This window comes from Streptomyces shenzhenensis (genome assembly GCF_003688995.1).
GTDB lineage: Bacteria > Actinomycetota > Actinomycetes > Streptomycetales > Streptomycetaceae > Streptomyces > Streptomyces shenzhenensis_A.
Genome location: NZ_PENI01000054.1, coordinates 30,225 through 46,179, shown reverse-complemented (window position 1 = coordinate 46,179; position 15,955 = coordinate 30,225). Strand labels below are relative to the sequence as shown.

The 15,955-nt window shown below is 70.8% G+C and carries 11 protein-coding genes; 2 read left to right on the top strand and 9 right to left on the bottom strand.

The window, feature by feature from the left end:
• From CTZ28_RS49870 to CTZ28_RS44220, 7 genes are all read right to left on the bottom strand, one after another.
• Positions 1 to 131: transposase (locus CTZ28_RS49870; protein ID WP_398657398.1), on the bottom strand; the 131-nt coding region annotated here is incomplete at its 3' end.
• Positions 132 to 257: 126 nt separating this feature from the next.
• The gene (locus CTZ28_RS44245) at positions 258 to 848 is read right to left on the bottom strand and encodes a DAK2 domain-containing protein (RefSeq protein WP_121895412.1); all 591 of its coding nucleotides are present in this window, start codon (positions 846 to 848) and stop codon (positions 258 to 260) included.
• Complete coding sequence (locus CTZ28_RS44240; RefSeq protein ID WP_121895411.1) at positions 849 to 1,853, bottom strand: dihydroxyacetone kinase subunit DhaK; 1,005 nt, start codon at positions 1,851 to 1,853, stop codon at positions 849 to 851.
• 55 nt (positions 1,854 to 1,908) lie between these two features.
• Positions 1,909 to 3,222, bottom strand: coding sequence for an MFS transporter (locus tag CTZ28_RS44235; protein ID WP_121895410.1), 1,314 nt, complete (start codon positions 3,220 to 3,222; stop codon positions 1,909 to 1,911).
• A gap of 83 nt (positions 3,223 to 3,305) precedes the next feature.
• On the bottom strand, positions 3,306 to 4,679 hold the full coding sequence (locus CTZ28_RS44230) for an FAD-binding oxidoreductase (RefSeq protein WP_121895409.1): 1,374 nt from the start codon (positions 4,677 to 4,679) through the stop codon (positions 3,306 to 3,308).
• Positions 4,680 to 4,766: 87 nt separating this feature from the next.
• Positions 4,767 to 5,660, bottom strand: a complete 894-nt coding sequence (locus CTZ28_RS44225; RefSeq protein WP_121895417.1) for a dihydrodipicolinate synthase family protein — start codon at positions 5,658 to 5,660, stop codon at positions 4,767 to 4,769.
• Between the two features lie 419 nt (positions 5,661 to 6,079).
• Positions 6,080 to 7,093: a LacI family DNA-binding transcriptional regulator gene (locus tag CTZ28_RS44220; protein WP_121895408.1), complete on the bottom strand. Its 1,014-nt coding sequence runs from the start codon at positions 7,091 to 7,093 to the stop codon at positions 6,080 to 6,082.
• Positions 7,094 to 7,315: 222 nt separating this feature from the next.
• Here CTZ28_RS44220 and CTZ28_RS44215 point away from each other — a divergent pair, with 222 nt between their 5' ends.
• Together CTZ28_RS44215 and CTZ28_RS44210 are read left to right on the top strand one after the other, a co-directional pair.
• Positions 7,316 to 8,674, top strand: coding sequence for an MFS transporter (locus tag CTZ28_RS44215; RefSeq protein ID WP_121895407.1), 1,359 nt, complete (start codon positions 7,316 to 7,318; stop codon positions 8,672 to 8,674).
• Positions 8,671 to 10,050, top strand: coding sequence for an FAD-dependent oxidoreductase (locus CTZ28_RS44210; protein ID WP_183154885.1), 1,380 nt, complete (start codon positions 8,671 to 8,673; stop codon positions 10,048 to 10,050). The genes CTZ28_RS44215 and CTZ28_RS44210 overlap by 4 nt, the downstream gene beginning before the upstream one ends.
• 803 nt (positions 10,051 to 10,853) lie before the next feature.
• Here CTZ28_RS44210 and CTZ28_RS44205 read toward each other — a convergent pair.
• Together CTZ28_RS44205 and CTZ28_RS44195 are read right to left on the bottom strand one after the other, a co-directional pair.
• Positions 10,854 to 14,174, bottom strand: a complete 3,321-nt coding sequence (locus tag CTZ28_RS44205; protein WP_121895405.1) for a S8 family serine peptidase — start codon at positions 14,172 to 14,174, stop codon at positions 10,854 to 10,856.
• 683 nt (positions 14,175 to 14,857) lie between these two features.
• Positions 14,858 to 15,370, bottom strand: coding sequence for a SigE family RNA polymerase sigma factor (locus CTZ28_RS44195; protein WP_121895403.1), 513 nt, complete (start codon positions 15,368 to 15,370; stop codon positions 14,858 to 14,860).
• Positions 15,371 to 15,955: the final 585 nt, after the last annotated feature.

Below are 15,955 nucleotides of genomic sequence, written 5' to 3'. Positions count from 1 at the left end.
GTGCCGGTCTGGAACTTGAAGGCGATCGCGTCGATCACCTCCCGATGATCACGCCAGCGACCACCCCGTCTGGGCGTCCGGTCCGGGAGCAACGGCTCGATCCGCGCCCACTGCGCATCACTCAACGACACACCCGGACCAACGACCAACTGATCCAAACGAAACCGCCTAGGTCGGTCGTCTGGACCACGTGCCGGTGCCCGGGGGCCGGGTGCACCGGACGTCGGGGCCCGTGCCGCGGCGCGCGGTGGTCCCGGTCACGCGGGGGCGGGGAGGTCCGCCTCGGGTGACGCCACGGCTGCCGCCGCCCAGAAGAACAGGGCGATGCCCACGGCTCCGGGATCCGGTGCCCCCTTCGCCCGGTCGCCGACATAACTTGCCCGGCCCATCCGGGCACGCAGCAGCGCGGTGCGGTCCGCGCCGGCCCTCGCGGCGTTCGCCGCCTCGACCGGCCCGCCCGTGACCAGGGCGTCGACGGCGGGAGCGAGGGCGTCGACGAGGGTGCGGTCGCCGACCCGGGCCTCGCCGACGCGCTGGATCGCCGTCAGCCCGGCCCCGGCCCCGTCGGCGAAGCCGGCCCCGGAGTCGAGGGCCCGCGCGATCTCGGTGAACAGAAGCCCGAGCAACGGGCCGCTGGTTCCGCCGACTTCGTCGAGGAACACCTCGCCGAGAGCGCCGAAGGCACTGGTCCCGCCCTTGTCGAAGCGGGTGAGGGCGGCCCGCAGCCCGCCGCGCAGGTTGTCACCGAAGTCGCCGTCGCCGCTGCGCTGGTCCAGTTCGGTCAGCGTGGTGTGCGCGTCCTCGACGGCCCGTGCGTAGCGGCGCAGAACCGCCTCCTGGTCGATCATCTACTTGGTCCTCACGGTCAGGGCGGGGGTGGCGGCGGGGGCGGTCCAGTACGACCGCCATGCCGGTCGCACGCGGGTCAGGGTCAGCGAGAACCCGGCCATGTCGAGCGCGGGCGCATAGGTGCCGACCAGTGCGCCGGACACCGTCAGACCGCGCTCGGTGAGCGCGTCGACGAGCAGGTCGTGGATGCCGTAGAGCTCCAACAGGGTGGTCCCGCCGAGGCCGTTGACCACGGTGATGACGTCGTCGGGGCCCTCCGGCAGGCCCGTGAGCAGTTCGTGGGTCAAGCGGGCGACCAGTTCCCCGCTCGACGGCCGCTCGATCGTCCTTCGGGCGCGCTCGCCGTGGATGCCGACCCCGTACTCCAGTTCACCGTCGGCGAGTTCGAAGGACGGCCGGCCGGTGTGTGGGGAGGTCTGCGCCCGTGCTGCCACCGCGAGGCTGCGCGAAGCCGCGGCGAACTCGGCTCCGAGCGCGCTCAGTTCGTCGATGCCGAGCCCGGTGTCGGCCGCCGCGCCCAGGAGTTTCTCGACGACGACGGTGGCGCCGGTGCCGCGACGGCCGGTGGCGGTCTCGTCGGATTCCGTGGCGAGGTCGTCGTCGACGAGTACCCGGCGGACCTCGATGCCCTCAAGTCGCAGCCGCTCGGCCGCTATCCCGAAGTTGATCCGGTCGCCGGTGTAGTTCTTGACGACGTGGATCACGCCGCCCGGTCCCGCGGCCCGGCGGGACGCCTCCAGGACCTGCCTGTTGTGGGGTGAGGCGAAGACCTTGCCGGGGGCGACGGCGTCGAGCATGCCGCGGCCGAGGAACCCGGCGTGCAGCGGCTCGTGTCCGGAGCCGCCGCCGGAGACGAGGCCCACCCTCCGGTCGGGGTGCCGGTCGCGGGCGAGCAGGTGGGCCGGTTCCTCGACGAGTTCGACGAGGTCGGCGTGGGCGCGGGCAAAGCCGCGGAGCGCCGGCGGGACGGGGTCGCCGTCGGCGGGGAGGAAGGGCAGGGGCATCGGTGGGACTCCTGGGTCGGGTGGTCCTTGTGTCGTGGGCGTGTGCCGTGATCGGCTACCGGCTCGCGTCGGGGTCGAGGCGCTCGACGCGGTCGATCAGTAGCAGGTAGGACAGCAGTCCGCAGACGGTCAGGCAGGCCATGAACACCAGGGCGCCGTTGAACGAGCCGGTCGCGTCGAGGATCACGCCGATGACCAGCGGGACGAGGGCGCCGCCCATGTTGGTGAACAGGTTGAACATGCCGCCGCCGGTGCCGATCATCCGCAGCGGGATGACCTCCGAGGCGAGCGTCCAGCCGATGGCGCTGAGCCCCTGGGCGAAGAACGCCACCGACATGACGGTGATGATGAGGCCGGGGGCGCTGGTGTAGTTGGCGAGCACGATCACCGTGGCGAGGGTGAAGCCCGTCATGATCGGCACCTTCCGGGCCCGTGTCGTCGACGCCCCTGAGCGCAGGAGCCGGTCGGACCACCAGCCGGACAGCAGCACACCGCACAGCGCCGCGAGGTAGGGGACCATGCCCATGAACCCGGCGCGGATGAAGGTGATGCCCTTCGCCTCCACCAGGTAGGTGGGGAACCAGGTGAGGAAGAACCACATGACGCCGTTGCTGCAGAACTGGCTGATGTAGAGGCCCCACAGCCGCTTGCGCGACAGCAGGTAGCGTACGTCGGACCGGGAGATCCTGGCCTTCGCCGACTCGGGGGCGGGGGCGGCCTCCGTCCCGTCGGCGGGAGGGGTGTCCCGGGCCAGTCTCAGCCACAGGACGACGAAGACGATCCCGAGCATGCCGGTGAAGACGAAGACCGACCGCCAGCCGAAGGAGGCGACGATCAGCGACAGCAGCGGGAGCGCCACGGCCAGCCCGATGAACTGCCCCGCGATGTAGACGGACGTGGCGCGGGCCCGCTCGGAGCTGGGGAACCACTTGGTCACCAGCGCGTTGTTGGCCGGGTACGAGGGCGCCTCGGCTGCGCCGAGGGCGAGCCGCGCGCCGAGCACGGAGGCGAACCCCCGGGTGAGGAACGTGGCGGCGGTGGCCACCGACCAGGTGACGATCGCCCACGCGTAGGCGACCCGCGGTCCGACGCGGTCGACGAAGAGGCCGCCCGGCAACTGCGCGACGACATAGGCCCAGGAGAACGACGACAGCAGCAGTCCCTGCTGGGTGGCGCTGAGCCCGAACTCCTCCTTGATGTGGGGCATGGCGATCGACAGGTTGCTGCGGTCGAGGTAGTTGATCGCGGTGACGGCGAACAGCAGCGCCAGGATCACGATCCGTCCGCGCCCGGCCGCGGCCCGGGGCGCTCGGCCGCTCCCCGTGGATTGTCTGGTCACGCCGGACGCGCCGTCGACGTTGACGGACATGGCTCACCTCTGCTCTGAGGGTCTGAGGGGAAAAGGAAAGGAAGGGGAGGGGAAGGAGCCCGGCTGTCAGAGCGCGGGGGTGGTCAGGGACGTGCGGCGCGGGAGCGGACGACCTTGCCGGGGTTGAGGATCCCGGCCGGGTCGAACAGCGCCTTCATGTCCCGGTGGACGGCGAGGGAGACCGGTCCCAGCTCCTTCTCGAGCCAGGCGGCCTTCAGCAGGCCGATCCCGTGCTCCCCGGTGATCGTTCCACCCAGGGCGAGTCCCAGTTCCATCACCGCGTCGAAGGCACGCTCGGCCCGGTGGACCTGGGTGGCGTCCCTCGGGTCGAAGACGACGGTCGGATGCATGTTGCCGTCGCCCGCGTGGCCGGTGCAGGTGATCAGCACGGAGTGCTCGGCAGCGATCTTCTCGACGCCGTCGACCAGGTCGACGAGCCGGCCCAGCGGTACGCAGACGTCGTCGGAGAGGTAGGCGCCGAGCAGTTCGGTGGCGGGGCCCACCGAGCGGCGGGCCTCCAGCAGCAGGCGGCTCTCCGAGGGGTCGTCGGCGACGACGGTCTCGCCGCCGTGGGACTGGGCGATCTCCGCGAACCGGGCCAGGTCGGCGGAGGCGGGCGGACCGCTGTCGGACTGGACGATGAGCATGGCGCCCGCGTCGGGCGGGAAGCCGAGGTCGCGGTATCCGCGCACGATGTCCATGGACGGGCGGTCCATCAGCTCCAGCATCGAGGGCACGACCCCCGACGCCATGCAGGCCGTGACGGTCGCGCACGCGGCGGCGGTGCCCGGGAAGAACGCGATGGCGGTCAGCGGTTCCCTGGCCGCGGGGCGCAGCGCGAGGGTGATCTCGGTGATCACGCCGAGGGTTCCCTCGGATCCGCAGAACAGCCGCGTGAGGTCGTAGCCGGCCACGCCCTTGGCCGTCCGCCGGCCGGTGCGCAGGACGCGGCCGTCGGCCAGCACGACCTCCAGGCCGCGCACGAAGTCGGCGGTGACGCCGTACTTCACGCAGCACAGTCCGCCCGCGTTGGTGGCGACGTTGCCGCCCAGCGTGGAGAACTCCCACGACGACGGGTCGGGCGGGTAGAACATCCCCCGCTCGGCGACCGCCCGGGAGAGCCGGGCGTTGAGCACGCCGGGCTGGACGACCGCGATCCGGTCGACCGGGTCCACCTCGAGGACGGCGTTCATCCGCTCCAGCGACAGCAGCCAGCAGCCGTCGACCGCGTTGGCGGCGCCCGCCAGTCCCGAGCGCGCGCCCTGGGGCACGACGGGAATGGCATGGCGGGAGGCGAGTTCCAGGACCGCCGCCACCTGGGCGGTGGATGTCGGACGCAGCAGTGCCGCGGCCGTGCCGTGGGCGCAGAGCGGCGCGTTGTCGCGCGCGTGGCTCTCCAGCACGTCCGGATCGGTGGTCACGATCTCGGCGGGGAGCCGGGCGAGGGGTGATGACATCGGTCCTCCGGTCAACGACGCTGTTGAGGGGGACGCGCCGGGCGTGCGGCACACACCCGGCGCGAGGCCGTACGGCAGGATCCTCGCTCAGTCGACGAGCTTGACGTCCGCGGCCACCAGGGCGCCGCGGACGGCCTCGCGCTCGGCGTCGCCGAGCGGGGTCAGCGGCGACAGGCTGTGCCCTCCGTTGCGTCCCTGCATGGCCAGCGCGGCCTTGATGCGCACGGTCATGTTGGGGCCGTCGATCGCGCGCCACACGGGGAGCAGCTTGTTGTGGATCTCGAGGGCGGCGGCGTGGTCGCCGCGCTGCACGGCGGCCCACTGGGCCACGCACAGCTCGGGGACGACGGTGAGGGTGGCCGAGATCGCGCCCTGCGCGCCGAGCAGATAACTCGGGTAGAGCAGGTCGTCGACGGCGGTGAACACCTTGCCGCCTTCGGGCGCCATGTGCAACAGGTCCGCGAGCTGGTGGATGTTGCCGCCGGACTGCTTGACGCCGATGACGTTCGGGATCTCGTCGAGCACGCGGGCCACGGTGGTGGCCGGGATCAGCGCGTAGGGGATGACGTTGTAGATGACGACGGGCAGGCCGGTCTCGTCGGTGACCCGCCGGTAGTACTCGACCGTGGTGTCCTCGTCGGGCTGGAAGAGGTAGTGCACGGGCGTGACCTGGAGGGCGTCGACACCGGTGGCGGCGATGGCCCTGCCGTAGGCGATGACGTCCTTGGTGCTGTCGCGGATGATGCCTGCGATCACCGGTACCCGGCCGGCGGTCTCCTCGACGGCGGCTCGGGCGATGGCGACCGAGTCCTCGATGGAGAGCATCTGGCCGTCGCCGGTGCTCCCGGTGACGCAGAGTCCGTGCACGCCCAGGTCGAGGTGGTGGCGGACCTCGGCCCGCAGCGCGTCGAGGTCGGGCTCCTCGTCGGCGGTGAACGGGCTGACCAGCGGCGGGATGATGCCGTGGATGTCGAGTGTCATGTTCTCGAACCTCTTCGGTCGTTCGAAGGCGGAATCGCCGAGCCCGCCCGGCGGGCGAAAGAGCACGGGCAGGGCGTGGCAGACAGAATGTAACCGGTGACATTCGTGACTGTGAGGCATCACCCGATGGATGTCAACGGTTACATCACGGCTGTCGATCCCACGCCTTCGGACCGACCGGACGCTCGGACGGCCGGAGGTTCTGGGCAACTGGACGACGGCCCGCCGTCGTTCGGTCGTGCGCCGCCCGCCGGCGCACAGGGCTGACGGCCCACCGACCGGCCGGGCTCCGCACACCGCACGCAGGGCTGACGGTCCACCGGCTGGCCAGACGCCGCCCACCGGCGCGCAGGACCGACAACCCACCCACCGCTCAGACTCCGCCCACCGGCGCCCAGGACTGACAACCCACCAACTGCTCAGACTCCGCCCACCGGCGCGCAGGACTCCCTGATGCGCAGCTCGGTCGAGAGCACGACGTCGGGCCGCTCGGCGTCGGCGCCGTTCTCCAGCAGGTCGAACAGCACGCGGCCGGCCTCCGCTCCGATCTCGTAGGCGGGCTGCGCGATGGCGGTGAGCGGCGGGTCGACGAAGGGGAACAGCTCCATGTCGTCGAACGTCACCAGGGAGAGGTCGGCGGGAATGCGCACGCCGCGCTCACGGACCGCCCGCAGGGCGCCGATCGCGAGCATGTTGTTGAAGGAGAACACGGCGGTGGGGCGGCGCGGCAGGTCGAGCACCTCGCACATCGCCGCGTAGCCGCCCTCCGTGCCGAGGAAGCCCTCACGCAGGCACTCCGGGCGCACCACGAGTCCGGCCTCGGCGCACGCCTCGCGGAACCCGGCGGCCCGTTGGGCGGCGGTCGGCATCGACACCGGGCCGCAGATCATGCCGAGGTCGGTGTGGCCCAGGCCGATCAGGTAGCGGACGGCCTCGCGGGCGGCCGAGAGGGAGTCCGTGCGCACGAGCGGGATGGCCGGCGTGTTCGGGGGCCTGCGGTCGACGAACACCGTCGGCATCCCGCTCCGCACCAGGCGCGACACGCTCTCCGTGGCGCCGTCGGCCGACAGGAGCGCGACGGCGTCGACGGTGCGCCTCGCGAAGGACGCCAGCATCGCCGCCTCCCGCTCGCGGTCGAAGTCGGAGCTGGCGATGAGCACTTGATAGCCGTGCCGGACCGCCTCGTCCTCGAGCCCACGCGCCACCTGGGCGGTGAAGGGGTTGGCGATGTCGGAGACCAGGAGGCCCAGGAGCCGGGTGCTGCCACGGGAGAGGCTCGCCGCCACCCCGTTGGTCACGTAGTCGAGTTCGGCGACGGCCTTCATGACCCGCTCGGTGCGCGCGGGGCTCACGGTGGCACCGCCGTTGAGCACCCGTACGACGGTGGCCGTGGACACCTGCGCCAGGCGGGCCACGTCACGGATGCTCGCCATCGGTTCCTCCTGGGCGCGTGCTCGGCATGCGCTTCAAGTCTAGGCCGCGATTGACATCGGACGTGGCGGGGACGACACTGCCCGCTAATTATGTAACCGGTGACATTCTGTCTGGCACTCCACCTGGTCAACCTGCTGGCCGACCCTCCGGTCGGCCTTCCGGTCGATCCTTCGGTCGGCTCTCCGGTCGGCCTTCTGGTCAACGCACAATGAGGTCGCGTTATGGAAGTCCACAGCACGAGCACGTCCGGTGGCGCCGCACTCGCCGAGCGCCCGGAAACCCCTCACCGGCCCAAGGGGCGCAACGTCCGCTGGTCCGTCATCGCCGTGATCACCGTTCTCACGATCACGAACTACCTCGACCGCGGGAACCTGTCCGTCGCCGCGCCCGCCATCCGCGAGGACCTCGGTTTCAGCGCGACGCAGATGGGGCTCATCCTGTCCGCCTTCGTGTGGCCGTACGCGGTCATGAACCTGCCGGGCGGCTGGGCGATCGACAAGTGGGGCCCCCGGTTCATCATGACGATAGCCGCGACCCTCTGGTCGATCGCGGGAGCCCTCACCGGTCTCGCCCGCACGATCGGGGTCTTCCTCGGACTCCGGGTCGTCCTCGGGATCACGGAGGCGCCGCTGTTCCCCGGCGCGGTGAAGGCGACCGGCGAGTGGTTCCCCGACCACGAGAAGGGGCGCGCCACCAGCATCTACGTGGCCGCCACCCAGGTCGGGCTCGCCATCGCGCCCCCGATCACGACCGCGCTGATGATCTCCTTCGGCTGGGAGCTGATGTTCGTCATCATCGGCCTGGCGGGCTTCCTCGGGGTGGCCGCTTGGGCGCTGGTCTACCGCAAGCCGGAGGAGCACAAGCGGCTCAGCGCCGAGGAACTCGCCTACATCCGCGACAACCAGAAGGCCGACGCGGTGGCTGCCGGCTCCCCGCACGACGAGGCGCGGGAGCGGCCCGACATCGGCAGGCAGTGGCTGCGACTGTTCCGGTACCCGACGATCTGGGCGATGGTGGCCGGTGCCTTCTGCCTCCAGTACGTGTTCTGGTTCTACATCACCTGGCTGCCCAGTTACCTCGAATCCGCCCAGGGCTTTTCCCTCGGCACGGCGGGCCTGCTCGCCTCCCTGCCCTACATCGCCGGCGGCGTCGCGGTGATCATCGGCGGCCGGTTCTCCGACTCCCTGGTCCAGCGCGGGATGCGCGCCATGGACGCCCGGCGGCGCGTGATCGCGGGCGGCGCGCTGCTGACCGCGGTGTCACTGTGCCTCACCGCGGTCAGCACCGGGCCCGCGATGGCCGTCACGATGCTGACGGTCGGCATGTTCTGCTACAGCCTCTCCACCGCGTCCTACTGGGCCCTGGCCTCCGACGTCGTCGAGACAACCCGCATGGTCGGCTCGGTGGGCAGCATCCAGAACTTCGGCGGCTTCCTCGGCGGCGCCTTCGCCCCGATCGCCACCGGCGTCATCGTCGACACGATGGGCGGCTTCACGCCCGCACTCCTGATCTCCGCCGCGCTGCTGATGGTCACCGTCGTCAGCTACGGGTTCCTCGTCCGGAAGAGGCTGCCGCTGTGAACGCACCGACCGACATCACGTACGACGTCGTCGTCGCCGGGGGTGGCTCCGCCGGGGTCGCCGCCGCCGTCTCGGCGGCCGAGGAGGGGGCGCGGGTCCTGCTCGTGGAGTCCTCCGGCTCGGTCGGCGGCACCCTGTCCTGGCAGTTGCTCGAACACTCGGCCGGATTCCACGACGTGCACGGCGAGCAGGTGGTCGCCGGGTTCGGCCAGCGCCTGGTCGACCGCCTCACGGCGGCGGGCGCCTCCCCCGGTCATGTGCGCGACGATGTCGGCTACACCGCCACGCGCACCCCCGTCGACCATGCCGAACTGGCGCTCACCCAGTCGGTCATGCTCGCCGAGGCGGGCGTGGACGTCTGGCTCCAGTCCGTGCCCGTCGGCCTGGACCGCGACGGATCCCGGATAGCGGCGCTGCACGTCCACACCTCGCACGGCCGGCGCACCGTCCGCGCCGCCGCCGTCGTGGACGCCACGGGCGACGCCGCGATCGCGGCGCTGGCGGGCGCGCCCTTCCAGAACGACACGACGGCCGTCCAGCCCGTGTCGTTGACGTTCAAGCTGGGCGGTGCGGACATCGGCGCCCTGCTGGCGTATCTGAGCGAGAACCCGGACGAGATCCGGCCCGGCAGCGTCCTTGGGTCCGGCACGGACGACCACGCCAACGTCTGGGGGCTGGGGGCGCTGCTGTCGGCGGGGCACGCGAGCGGCGCGCTGAGTCTGCGGCGCACCGAGATGCATCTCGCGCTGTGGCCGACCCGCGGCGAGGCGGTCGTGAACGTCACGCGCACCACCGGGGCCGACGGGCTCGGTGCCGCGCACGCGGTCCTCTCCCGCCAGGTGCTCGAGTTCGTGCGGTGGTTCCGGGCCGACGTCCCGGGATTCGGCGACTGCCGTCTCGTCGCGGTGGCCGACCGCGTCGGGGTTCGGGAGTCGCGCCGGGTACGCGGCGTCCACACGATGACCGCGGCCGAGGTGGGCGACGGTACGCCGTTCGCCGACGCGATCGGACGTGGCGCGTTCCCCATCGACATCCACGCGGCGGACGGCGCCGGGCTCTCGCACACCGATGCCGTCGGGGCGGGGTACGCGATCCCCTACCGCATCCTGCTCGTCCCGGACCCGGCCAACCTGCTGGTCGCGGGGCGTTGCGTGTCGTCCACCCACGAGGCGAACGGCACCCTGCGGATCACCGGCACCTGCTTCGTGACCGGTGAGGCCGCCGGGGTGGCCGCGGCGATGGCGGCACACCACGGCGTGGTCCCCGCCGAAGTGGACACCACCCGCCTCCAGGAACGACTCGCCGACCGCGGGGTCCTGCTGCCGACGGGGGCCGGGCGGGCGGCGGGCTGCGGGGCGAGGGTGGGGGCGGGCTGATCTCGTGACGGGGCGCCGGTGTACGAGGGGGCAGCCCGGTCGGCCACTAGGGACGCCCCTTCCGGACCCTTCAGCGCCCCCGTCTCCGAGATCATGAGGAGATCGGCGCGAAGAATCGTCTCCACGCCGGTCACCTCATCAACCAGCACGGTCTGGTGGACCGTTCACCTCAGGGCCTCCTGAGGGCTGCCCTCACGCTCCGGCGCCCCGCTCGCCCGCGGCAGCCGGTGCTCCAGACGCAGCATCAGCAGCGCCCCCGACGCCGCGAGCAGCCCGAGGGCGAGTCACGGGAACAGCCGGTCCCGACTGAAGCGCAGTCCGAACAGGCTCGGCGCGACGATGCCGGCACAGGCGAAGGAGTACTGGAAGGCAGCCATGTACGTGCCCCGTGCCCCGTGACTCGGGCGGTGCGGCGTCCGCCGCGAGCGCGTTGGACGCGGGTCCGTAGGTCATCTCCGCGACCGAGAAGCACACCACGACGAGCACCAGGTACGGCACCAGCAGCGAGGAGGGCCCCAGAACGGCCGCGGCAGACGCGGCGCACCACAGGCCGCCGGCCGAGGCCATGGCGCGGACCCGGCTGCCGCAGCGCCGCACGAAACGGGTGATCGCGGCCGTGCAGGTGGCCGGCAACACCTTGTTCAGGGCGAGCAGCGGGCCGGACACCCAGTCCGGCCCGTCCAGCCCCTGCACGATGTAGACGCAGCCACACGGCCAGAAGGCGCTCTTGACCTGTACTGCACGAGAGCCGCAGGCGCGCTCCCCGCGGTGCGTTCGCAACGCACCGCGGGGAGGGCTGGAGATCAGTGGGTGAGGTAGGCGTTGAGGACGGTCTGGACGGTGCGGTTGCCGTGGGTGTCGACGGCGGTGGCGCGCAGGGACACGGAGCCGCCGGCGAGCGGGTTGTCGACCTCGGCGTCGGAGATGTTTCCTGAACCGTCGTGGACGGTGGTCCAGTTCTTCCCGCGGTCGATGGATGTCTCGATCTTCAGGTGGGCGGCTGTGCCGCCCTCGACTGTCACCGGAACGCGGAATCGTTCCCTGTCGGCGGGGGCCGTGTTGTCCGGAACGAGGGCGGGTGTGTAGCGCACGGCCAGCGGGCCGGCGATGGGAGCGGGCCCCGCGGCGGGGGCCGCTGAGGTGAAGGTGTAGTCCACCGTGACTTCGGTGGAGACGTCGGTGTAACTCACCCCGGCGCGGGAGGCGGTGGAGACGATCCGGTACTCCGCCCCTCCTTCAGGGACGCCGAAGAGGAGGTTGTCGACGGCGATGTTCAGGTCACGCTCGAGTTCGCCGTTGCGGTAGACCTTCGTGCTGCCCTTGTCGGTGGCGGCCCAGCCAGAGGCGGCGGTACCGGGCGCGAACAGGCTCAGGTTTCCTTCGATCAGGTTGGCCTCCCGCAGGAACGCGGCGCCGGCGGGGTAGGCGGGGCCGAAGACACCGACGTTGAGCAGGCGCTCGTGGACCGTGCCCGGGGCGTACGTCTCCGGGCGCTGGTTCGCTGTCTGGACCAGCTCGCCATCCGCGTCGTACTGCGTGCTGTTCAACTGCCACTGCGTGCCCTGCTGCAGCCAGAGGTCGGTCTTGGCCGGGAGCCGCACCATACTGCCAAGATCCAGCCCCTTCCCTGCGGGCGCGGCGCCGATCCAGCCCTGCGCGCCCTCCGCACGGGTGCCCGTGGTGGCGACGACATGGGCCATGTCCGTCGTGTCGGGATGGTTGACGAGACCGGTGGGGAACTGGCCGTTGATCTCGCGGTACCCGTGGTACTGCTGCCCGCCCGTGCCCAGGTGGTGGGAGCGCAGTGAGAGGAGGAAAGGGTCACCGGCTGGGGGATCGGCGACCGAGAGGCTGTGGACACCGTCCCGCGGGGCACCGAAGTACCAGCCCCATCCGGAGAGACCGGGGGAGTCGTAGGACGTCGCCATGTCCTCCAGCGCAGCGTCGGGATCGGGGGCGGTGAAGTCGAGTTTCCTGGCGTCGCGCAGGTCTACCTTGAGTGTCGTCGGCCCGTCGATCGTCAGCCGTGGCGCCATGGCCCAGTCGATTCTCTCGCCACGGCCGTCGCCCATGTCCGGGTTGACGACCTCGATGAAGTAGTCACCGGGTTCGATCTGCCTGCTGACGGTGCCGTCCTTGCTCAGGGCGTTGAAGCCGTTCGCGGACTCACCGAGGACATACGCACGTGCCCCGTTGGCGGGCTTGCCGTCCCGGTCGGTGATCTGGAGGGTGATGTCGGTTTTCTTGGTTTCGAAGGTCATGCTGCCGGCGGTGCGGACCCACTGGTCACCGGCGGTTCCGGTGACGACTACGCCGTAGGTGCCGGCTCCGGACGACGGGACGACGCTGGGGTCCGCGACAACGTCAACCGCGGCGGTGCCGCCGGCGGGAACGGTCAGTTTCTGCTCGCTGAGTGAGAACAGCTTCTTCGGAGCGCCGTCCCCGTCGGGCGTGTTGGCCGCAAGGCCCAGGCCGAGTGTGATGTCGTCCGCTCCGCTGTTGCGGTAGGTGACCTTGCGGACGATGCGATCGGCACCGCCGTAGGGATAGCTGACCGCGCCGAAGTTGAGGTTGTTGGAGTCGGCAGTGACGGCCTGGTCGAGAGCCCGGGGGACGTACAGCCGTCCGGTGCCGGTCTGGGCGGGTGTGGCGTTGATTTTGGTTGCGGAGCCGACGAGTGCGGACTTGATCTGTGCGCCGGACCAGTCACGATGCTTCTGCAGCAGCAGGGCAGCGGCCCCGGCGACCTGCGGGGTGGCCATCGAGGTCCCGTCGAGGGCCACGTAGCCGTCCGCGACCGGCGTGCCCAGCAGTTCCATCTCGCTGCCGGCGGCAGCGGCGGCCGCGACCTGGACACCCGGTGCCGACAGATCCGGCTTGAGCGTCTGGTCCACGTTGCTCGGACCCACCGACGAGAAGTCGGCGACCCGGTCGTTGCCGTCGACCGCACCGACGGTCAGTGCCGATGCCGCCACACCCGGCGAGCCCACGCTCTCCTGGCCCGGTCCCTCGTTGCCCGCAGCGACGACGAAGAGTGTGCCGTTCTTCTCCGACAACTCGTTCAGCGTCTCCACCACCGGGTCGTACCCCGGGCGCGCGGCACTGCCCAGACTCATACTGACGATGCGGGCTCCCTTGCCGACGGCCCACTCCATGCCCGCCATGATCCATGAGTCGAGGCCGCCGTACTCCCCGAGGACCTTGCCGACCAGCAGGTCCGCGCCCGGCGCGATGCCACGGTAGGTGCCGGCGGAACGCGCACCGGACCCGGCAGCCAAGGAGGCGACGTGCGTACCGTGCCCGACAGGGTCATCGGTTCCCTCGTCGGTGAAGTTCGCCGTGTCGCGGATCTTGCCCTCGAAGTCGCCGTGATCCGCGTCAATCCCGGTGTCCAGGACCGCGATTGTCGTCCCTGCGCCGTCATACCCCTCCTTCCACGCCTGGTCCGCGCCCACCTGACGGGCGTTGTCGCTCACGGTGGCCTGCTGGGGGTTCCTGCGACCGACGCTCTTCCCGGCACTGCGGTCCACCGGAGCCTGCCGTATGCGGTCCAGGGAGACCGCGCGGATGCCCGGGGCGGCGGTCAGGGACATCTCGTCCTTGCCCTTGGGAGCGGTGAGGGTCTCCCACAGCGACTCGGTGTGCTCGTCGGGCACGGTGAGGGCGTCTGCCTTCACCGTGTCGAACCGGGCCCGGACATCGATGTCGTCGTCGGAACGCAAGGCCCTGGCCACGGGCCGTGAGCCATCGCCGTAACTGACGATCACGGGGATACCGCGGAACGCCCGGTACGCCTTCCGGGAGAGTTCGGTGACGTCGAACAGCGCTTCGTCCACCGTCCCTGCGTCGATCAGCGGCTGGGCGTCCCACGGCACCACCAGCCGCTCGCCGTCCTGCTGGTAGACACGTATCGGTATGTTCTCCCGGCCTTTGGCGCGGACCACTGCCGACACCTTCCCCTTGGCATCGAGTGTCACCCGGTCGCCGGTGATGAGCGTCACCGAGGTCACGCCCGCGGCGGCCGACCCCGTACCTGTGCCGCTGTCTCGGACCAAGGGGGCGGCAGCCGCGGCACCCGGCCCGGCTGTCACACCCAGCACCATCGCCATGGCGGCGACAGCCACACCCGTTCTCATTCTCGACGTGCTCAAGAAGCCTCCTACGCAGTCCCGTTGGGCACACGACGTTCCGTCACGCATGTCGGTCCCACTGACCGCTGCCGGACGCTAGCCGCTGACCGGGCACGTCAGGTTTGGTTGGCCGCTAATCGGCCACAGTGGACGGGCGCATGCGCGACGCCGAGGACGTACGCCCAGGACGCTTCGGATACACATACGGGGAGCGTCGGTCCTACGGCGGGGGCGCTCCCCGTCTCCTTCCCGGCGCGTCGACCCTGTTGCCGGGGGACCGCTTCACGGTGTCCTCTCGGCCACTGGTACTCCCCATGGGTCATAGCTCGGCTCGACACTGACCGTGGGGACGGGGCTGTGGCTCGCCTTGGGACTGACCGTGGGGACAGGACTGCCTGTGGAGGCGTTACTGGGGCTCGAGACGGGACTGCGGGCAGGTCCGGTCGGCCGGATGGGCTCCGACTCGTAGCGGCCGAGCGCCCAGAAGCTCACGACCGCGAGGACCAACGTCGTGGCGAGCCCCGCCGTTGTCGCGGCCCTGCGCCGCCTGCGCAACCGGCGCCCGCCGTCGATCGCTGCGGAGACGGTGTCGTGAAAGGGCGGCTCCGGCTCGCCCACGAGGATCGTCTCAAACGCACCGCGCAACTCGTCGCCATCTGACCGCTCCGTGGCACCTGTCATCTCCGGCTCACCTCACCCTCTCCTCGCTCGATGAGCCGACGCAGGCGGCTCAGCCCTTTGGCACTGTGGCTCTTGACCGTGCCCGTGGACACGCGGAGCGCATGTGCCGTCTGTTCCACACTCCAGTCCTCCCAGTACCGCAGGACCAGCACCGCACGGTAACGCGGGGGCAGCTGCATGAGCTGCGCCTGCAGCACGAGGCGGAGTTCCGGCTCGGGAGCCGCAGCGTCTCCGGCCTGGACCTCCGGCACCTCGCGAACAGGTTCCTCCGTCGCCCTGGGGCGGCGATACTGGTCGACGAAGGTGCGCATGAGAATGGTGCGCGCCTCCAACTCCACATCGCCGCGGCGCCGGACGCGTCTCCAGGTGACGTACAGCTTCATGAGAGTCGTCTGGGTCAGATCCTGCGCCTCGTGCCAGTCTCCGCACAGCAGATAGGCGCTACGTCTGAGATCCCGTTGCCGCGCCTCGGCGAACTCCCTGAACTCCCGTTCCCAGGCTGCTTCCACCGCACGCCGACCTTCTTCTCTCTCTTCTCACGCTGCGTAACAGGTCTGCACGAGGACCTGCCGCAGGACAGCGACGGCATCCATCTCTCCATCACACCGGGGTTGTTGACGGCCCAGTCGGCCGGGTACAGGGCAAGGCCGTCCTGGCCGAACACCACCGTGAGCCGATGGCGTGCGGTCGTCGACGACGGCATGGTCCAACCGTTGACGCGTAGCGTAGCGATAGGCGGCGATCTTTGTGACGTCGATCGGGCTGTCCGGCCGGGAGCCGCACGGCAAGGGCCTCCAGGGCGGCCCTCGTGCTCTCCCCGGCCGGTTCCAGCCGGTTCAGGTCTCGAACAGGGCCGATCACGTGTGTGGCATCGGTGTGCTCCTTGCCCACGGTATCGACCAGCTGCGCGTCCTTGTGGAGTTCCAGGAGCCGGTTGATAGTCCCCGCTCCAGACCGTGACCGGCCAACCGGGTGCTGAACTCGCTGAGTACGCCGGCGTCGAAGCCGGTGGCGGTGAACTCAGCCTCGGGCGCGTACGTCCAGCCGATGGCCCGCATTCCCATCGCCGCGGCCTGCCGGTCGGCCAGGTAGCC

Excerpts from the sequence above, each read along its gene's own strand:
- CTZ28_RS44235 (WP_121895410.1), bottom strand. The coding sequence starts at position 3,222 with ATGTCCGTCAACGTCGACGGCGCGTCCGGCGTGACCAGACAATCCACG.
- CTZ28_RS44245 (WP_121895412.1), bottom strand. The coding sequence starts at position 848 with ATGATCGACCAGGAGGCGGTTCTGCGCCGCTACGCACGGGCCGTCGAG.
- CTZ28_RS44225 (WP_121895417.1), bottom strand. The coding sequence starts at position 5,660 with ATGACACTCGACATCCACGGCATCATCCCGCCGCTGGTCAGCCCGTTC.
- CTZ28_RS44230 (WP_121895409.1), bottom strand. The coding sequence starts at position 4,679 with ATGTCATCACCCCTCGCCCGGCTCCCCGCCGAGATCGTGACCACCGAT.
- CTZ28_RS44240 (WP_121895411.1), bottom strand. The coding sequence starts at position 1,853 with ATGCCCCTGCCCTTCCTCCCCGCCGACGGCGACCCCGTCCCGCCGGCG.
- CTZ28_RS44215 (WP_121895407.1), top strand. The coding sequence starts at position 7,316 with ATGGAAGTCCACAGCACGAGCACGTCCGGTGGCGCCGCACTCGCCGAG.
- CTZ28_RS44220 (WP_121895408.1), bottom strand. The coding sequence starts at position 7,093 with ATGGCGAGCATCCGTGACGTGGCCCGCCTGGCGCAGGTGTCCACGGCC.